A 6,164-nucleotide genomic window follows, 5' to 3' on the forward strand; every position below is an offset into this window, starting at 1 on the left:
CGCCGCGGGTGTCCTTTGGCAGCGCTGCGTGCAGGAGGCCGGAACTGTTGAATCGTTACCGGTGCGGGCCGCGTCACAACGACTCGACACCACCACCTTGTTCGGTCGGTTCCATGTCGACCCGGTCACCGGTGTGCAAACCGGCCATCAGATTCGCGTCGTTCAGTGGCGAGGCGGACAGCGGGTGCCGCTGGATCGGCCGCTCCGCCGGACGTGAGCGTCGAATTCACATCAGAATAAGTAGACCAGCCAAGGCGCCCGGTCCGGACGATCGTGAAGAGCCTCCACCTGGTTGCATCCCGCTGACACACCGAGCCAGACCGCGAACACAACCATGAGGGCACCCGCCAGCCTTAGCGACTCACGGGTCGAACGGCGCCGTCACGTCGCACCCGACGGGGAGCGCTCGCCCCCGAGGGAGCGCCTGGGCTGTCCGCTGCGCGGCGCAGAGGTCAATGTCGGCGAGGACAACCCGCGCGCCCCGTTGAGTCAGTGTGGCGGCGGTCGCGGTACCGAGTCCTCCGCCGGCTCCGGTGAGGAAGACCACCTTGCCGGCCAGTGAGTACGTTCGCGTGCGCTTCGTGCGACCCATCTGCAACCCCTTCTGATCCGCTATCGGACAACGCAAACACTGTGCGCCCGCGGCGGCTATCGCTCGGCGAGGAACTCTGCAGCGATGGGTGCGAATTGTTCGTGGTACTGGAAGATGCCACCGTGCCCGGAATTGGGATAGATGATCAGCTTGGATCCCGCGATGCGCCGATGCAGGTCGTCGGACAGCGTCGAGGGCACCATACGGTCGTGGTCGCCGTTGGCGATCAAGGTGGGCTGGGTGATCTTCGACAGATCGGACGGCCTCGACCGACCGTAGGCTTTGATCGCCTTCAGTTGGGTCTGGAAGGCGCTGATCTTGATGTCCTTGTCGCGATCGGTGGTGCGTTCCTTGAGCCGATTCACGAATTCCTTGCCGGCACGCTTGCCCGCGGCATCGCGGTTGAAGAACAGGAACTCTTTTGGGTCCGAGCGGGTCAACGTGGCCCGCAGCATGTCCCAGTAGGTAACACCGGCGACCTTGTCCATGTCCTTGCCGCCACGGGGCCCGGTACCCGTCAGAACGAGTTTGCGCACTAAGTCGGGCTGCTTGAGCACCAGATCCTGGGCGATCATGCCGCCCATCGAGAACGAGAACACGTCGATCTTGTCGAACCCCAGCGCCTTGATGAAGGTGTAGGCGTCGTCCGCGGCCTCTTCGATGGTGCTGGGCACCTTGCCCGTCGACGCGCCCACGCCCTTGTTGTCGAAGGCGACGACGTGGCGGGTCTTGGCGATCCGGTCGACGATTCGCGGATCCCAATTGTCCAGCGTTGCCCCGAGGTGGACGAAGAACACCACCGGGATGCCGCCCTTTGGGCCGAGTTCACGGTAGGCGTAGGTGGTGCTGCCGGAAGTCACCGTGCGTGACGGTGCCTTCGCATAGGACGTGATGGCCGAATCGTTTCTGGTGCTGCTCATCAGGTGCTCGTTTCTGCGAGATCGGTGTGTAGGCGGATGTGGCTTTGGCTTGCTCAGTCGGCGAGGAACCGGAGTGCGTCCGACACGAAGGCGGAATGGTGCTGAAATATCCCGCCGTGTCCAGAATTTGGATAAATCTTCAGTTCCGCGTCGGGGAGTCGGCGCGCCATGTCCGCCGACAGGCTGCTGGCGACCGTCAGGTCGTTGTCGCCATTAGCGACCAGGACGGGCACGGTAATTCGCGATAGATCGTCCGGTGCAGCCTTGCCGCCGTTGACGATCGCCTTCAGCTGGGCCAGTCGCGCCTGCATCGAGATCTTCTTGTCCCGATCGAAGGTTCGCTGTTGGAGCCGGGTCAGGTATGCGGATGCGGCTCGCTTCCCATCCGTCGTGCGGGGGAAGAACAGGAACTCGCGCGGGTCTTTGCGGGACAGGAAGGCCTTGGCATAGGCAACGGCGACGATCTTGCGCATCTCGGCGATCCCGCCGCCACCGCGAGGTCCGGTGCCCGCGAGAATCATGCGTCGGACTAGGTCGGGGGCTTGAAGCGCGACCAGTTGGGCGACGCCACCCCCGAGCGAGAATCCGATCAGGTCCACCTTTTCAAGTCCGAGGGCGCGGATGAAGGCGATCGCGTCGGCAGCCATCCGCTCGATGGTGTCCGGGACGGCGGACCCGGACGCGCCGACACCACGGTTGTCGAATGCGATGACACGGTGGTGAGCCGCGATGCCGTCAATGACCCGGGGATCCCAGTCGTCGAGCACTGCCGTCAGGTGGTGCAGGAAGACGACGGGCACCTCGCCATCGGCGCCGAGTTCCCGATAGGCGAACGGCACCCCCTGAACGTCGATCGTCTTGGTCGGGATGTCTTTCCAGGTGAGCATTGTCAGCCCTTCCGTGTTGGTAAGTGGTGCGCAGTTCATCGCGTCTGGTTGGGCATCGCCGTTTTACTGGGCAGCTGGAGCGGTTCGTACAGCGCGTTCATACCGGCCACTCGGCTTCGATTTTGATATTATGATCATACTATTATGGATGTAATATCATTTGTCAAGGTTGCGTGTCCTAGGAACAGGCGGAGGTGAGCGGCGTGGCCAGATACGGCGCGGAGCACAAGGCCGAAACCCGTGGGCGCATCATCGAAGCAGCCGGCCGGCGACTAAAGCAGGACGGCATCGACGGGTCGGGTATCGCCACAGTGATGTCCGATGCCGACCTCACCAATGGCGCGTTCTACGCGCACTTCGATTCCAAGAGCGATCTCGTCGCGCATGTCATCCGGGATCAACTCGAACGGCAGCGCCTAAGTATCGGCGCGATACCGGCCAGCCGAGAAGCATTGGAAGATTTCATACGCGATTACCTGTCTATGGCCCACCGAGACGACCGCGCCGACGGCTGCCCTACCGCCGCGTTGCTGGCTGAGATCGGCCGCTGCGATGCCGCCGTCCGGGACGCGTATTCCAATGGGGCGCAATCAATCGTCCAGGAGATCGCCGCGCACCTCCCACCCGGGCGATCCGGCACGAACCAAGTCCAAACCGCATTGGGCCTCTTCACCACCCTGGTTTCGTCCCTACAACTCGCCCGCGCTGTCACCGATCCGGTGTTCTCCGAACAGGTGCTATCCACCGGCGTCCGAAATGCACTGCACATACTCGACGACTGGCAGTGACGTTCGCAGGGCTAACTCTTTAGATCAGTATTTTGATGGCATCAACACCATCTGTAGCGACGTGCGCCACCCAGATCCTCGCCGCGCGCGAAGGCAACGTCGCACGATCCGCGGCTAGATCCGGTTATCTACGCCGCGGACATCCGGTCAATTGCCGCCGGTAACTTCGCCTCGCGCGCTGGGCTTGACGCCCTGGAAATCCGAGGCCGGCGGAAATACGACGTCCCAGTCTCGGGCCATGCTCACGATGGTCCATCCCAGGCGTGCCCCGAAGTCGGTGATCGGCTCGGTCTCGGTGAGCGTCTGTGCCGTGCTGGTGTAGTGAAATTCGCGCTTGGCGTCGTCGTGGTTAATCAGCAGCGCAAGGCTGGGAGAGCCGGTGGCCTGTGCCCATTCCAGCATCTCTCGGTCACCCCCAGAGTTGCCGGCGGCCAGGATCGGCCGGCGGCCCACCTGGGTCTGGATGTTGGCCACCTTGGCACTCCCTTCGTTCGCGACGCCGAGCAGGCCGCTGGTGCGGCGGATGACCGGTGGGCCTTCGCCGTCGCGGCTGACGTCATAGCCAATGAGGGTGCCTACCACCAACTCGGCCGGCACACCGTAGAGGTCGTCGCTGATCGCCCGCACGAACTCGGTTCCGCCGCCGGTGACGATCCCGACCGTGAAGTCGCGGCGCCGTAGCTCGGCGATGAGTTCCCGCATCGGCTGATACGTCAGCGTGCGTGTCGGCCGGGCTAGCGTGGGGTGCGCCGACCGGCTCATGAATTCCCTTGCCTCGGTGGCGAATTCCTCTGGCGTCATGCCCTCGAACAGACCGGCGAGCGCGAGCGCGATGCGTTCCAGCCCGATCCCCGCGACCGCTGCCCGATCACCGCTGAGCACGGCGGCGAACTCGTCACGCTCTCCGATCGACGGATCCTCGGCCACGTGTCTGCGCAGCGCGTCGAGGAAGAAGTCGAGCTGTACATAGCTCGGCCGCTCGCACCACAGCGTGCCGTCGTTGTCGAAGCAAGCGACCCGGTCGGCGACCGGCACCTCCTCGGCCGCAGCCAAGAACGCCTCCAGCGCGTCCCGGGTGCCGCCCGGGCGCCAGGACGGGAGCGGGTCGTCGCGATCCATCGCAGTCGCTCAGCTGCTGCGAGTAGTGGCGTCCTGCAACTTGGCCATCACCTGCTGCATGTTGAAACTCGCAGATTTCTGCCGCTGCGGGAACTCGACCAACGTCTCCAGCATCTTCGCGACATACGCCTGCGCCGGAACGAACAGGAAAATGTGGTCCAACATCCAGTCGTAGTAGGTGTTCGACGTGATGTCGGCCCGCTCGTAGGGGTCGGTCCGCAGGTTGAACAGCTTGGGCACGCGCAGTTCCACGTACGGCTCCGCCCAGATCGCCAGGGTGCCTGTGCAGCGCTGCTCGAGGAAGACGAACTTCCAGTTGTCGAAACGCATTGCGGTGAGGTCGCCGTCGTCGGAGACATAGAAGAAGTGCTTGCGTGGGCTCTCGTCAGTCTGGCCGGTGAAGTACGCCAACTGGTCGTGGCCGTCGAGGTGCACCTTGTAGGTCGTGCCATTCAGGTCGATGCCCGCGCGCAGACGATCGGCGATGTCGGGGACACCCGCCGCCGACAACAGCGTGACGAACCAATCGGCATGGCTGACAATGCCGTTCAACACCGACCCGGCGGGGATGTGCCCCGGCCAGCGCACCAGCGCCGGGACACGGTAGGCGCCCTCCCAGTTGGAGTTCTTCTCGTTGCGGAACGGGGTCATGCCGGCGTCGGGCCAGCTGTTCATGTGCGGACCGTTGTCGGTGGAGTACATGACGATCGTGTTCTCGGCGATGCTCAGCTCGTCGAGCAGATCAAGCATGCCGCCGACCGCGTCGTCGTGATCCAACATGGTGTCGTGATAGCGCGACTGCCAGCGCCCGGCACGGCCCACACTTCCGGGGTCGGTGTGGGTGCGGAAATGCATGTGGGTGGTGTTGAACCACACAAAGAACGGAGTATCGGTCTCGTGCTGGCGCTTGATGAAATCGACTGCGGCGTCAAGGAATTCGCCGTCACAGGTTTCCATGCGTTTCTTGGTGAGCGGGCCGGTGTCCTCGATGCGCTGGGTGCCGTCACCGTTGGCCCAAGTGTGCAGCACACCGCGGGGCCCGAATTTCTTGCGGAACTCCGGATCCTTCGGGTAGTCCGGTAATTCGGGTTCTTCCTCAGCGTTGAGGTGATACAGGTTGCCGAAGAACTCGTCGAAGCCATGCATGGTGGGCAGATGCTCGTCGCGGTCGCCGAGGTGATTCTTGCCGAACTGGCCGGTGGCATAGCCCTGCGCCTTGAGCGCCGTCGCGATCGTCGGGTCCTGCGCCTGCAGGCCCAGCTCCGCCCCGGGCAGACCCACCTTGGTCAAGCCAGTGCGGTACGGGTTCTGACCGGTGATGAACGCCGCCCGTCCGGCGGTGCAGCTCTGCTCGGCGTAGTAGTCGGTGAACAGCACCCCTTCGGCGGCGACGCGGTCGATGTTGGGAGTCCGGTATCCCATCAACCCATTGCTGTAGCAGCTCAGGTTGCTCTGCCCGATGTCGTCGCCCCAGATGATCAGGACATTCGGCTTATCGCTCACTGGTCGGCCTTTCGCGGTCGAAGCCCCGAAGCCGAGCACTACGGCCAGCTGACACTGGCGCGTACCAGGCACCCCACAGGGAATCCTAAACCCCGTTTCCGTCACCACCACGGGCCTTCGGTTCGCCGATGGGGAACCGGCCGCCCGGTCCGCCAACATCGTCTTGGGTGCCAGCAGGGTTACCGCGAGCTCGAGCAACTTTGTTCATTAGATGTGGATGGAAAAGAAAACTGGCCAGGATTGTTGGCCCTGACCAGCTTGTCTCCTCCAGTGGAGCTGCCGGGAATCGAAACCGATGCTCTACTGTTCCGGCTCAGCACCTCTCGTTACCTGCGGTTTCGTCCTCGGTCCGCTC

At 63.6% G+C, this 6,164-nt stretch carries 7 protein-coding genes; 2 read left to right on the plus strand and 5 right to left on the minus strand.

The genetic code is table 11. The features are described 5' to 3' along the window. The coding region (locus WAO18_RS07595; protein ID WP_422205196.1) for a hypothetical protein at positions 1-217 on the plus strand (217 nt) is incomplete at its 5' end. A 144-nt stretch (positions 218-361) separates the two neighbouring features. On the opposite strand, the gene WAO18_RS07600 is transcribed toward WAO18_RS07595, so the two are convergent. The 3 genes from WAO18_RS07600 to WAO18_RS07610 are packed head-to-tail and all read right to left on the minus strand — an operon-like array spanning position 362 to position 2,399. Next, positions 362-592 carry an SDR family NAD(P)-dependent oxidoreductase gene (locus WAO18_RS07600; RefSeq protein ID WP_422205198.1) on the minus strand — a complete coding sequence of 77 codons (231 nt, stop codon included), beginning with the start codon at positions 590-592 and terminating at the stop codon, positions 362-364. A 56-nt stretch (positions 593-648) separates the two neighbouring features. After that, positions 649-1,512 (minus strand): alpha/beta fold hydrolase, encoded by an 864-nt coding sequence (locus WAO18_RS07605; RefSeq protein ID WP_422205200.1) that lies wholly within the window; start codon positions 1,510-1,512, stop codon positions 649-651. A 53-nt stretch (positions 1,513-1,565) separates the two neighbouring features. Then, on the minus strand, positions 1,566-2,399 hold the full coding sequence (locus WAO18_RS07610; RefSeq protein WP_422205202.1) for an alpha/beta fold hydrolase: 834 nt from the start codon (positions 2,397-2,399) through the stop codon (positions 1,566-1,568). Positions 2,400-2,602: 203 nt separating this feature from the next. Here WAO18_RS07610 and WAO18_RS07615 point away from each other — a divergent pair, with 203 nt between their 5' ends. Then, positions 2,603-3,187, plus strand: coding sequence for a TetR/AcrR family transcriptional regulator (locus WAO18_RS07615; protein ID WP_422205204.1), 585 nt, complete (start codon positions 2,603-2,605; stop codon positions 3,185-3,187). Between the two features lie 147 nt (positions 3,188-3,334). Here WAO18_RS07615 and WAO18_RS07620 read toward each other — a convergent pair whose 3' ends face one another. Then, positions 3,335-4,306 (minus strand): HAD family hydrolase, encoded by a 972-nt coding sequence (locus tag WAO18_RS07620; protein ID WP_422205205.1) that lies wholly within the window; start codon positions 4,304-4,306, stop codon positions 3,335-3,337. 9 nt (positions 4,307-4,315) lie between these two features. Beyond that, entirely contained in the window at positions 4,316-5,809 is a 1,494-nt protein-coding gene (locus WAO18_RS07625; RefSeq protein ID WP_422205207.1) for an arylsulfatase, read from the minus strand. Positions 5,810-6,164 lie beyond the last annotated feature (355 nt).

This window comes from Mycobacterium sp. (genome assembly GCF_049278535.1).
GTDB lineage: Bacteria > Actinomycetota > Actinomycetes > Mycobacteriales > Mycobacteriaceae > Mycobacterium.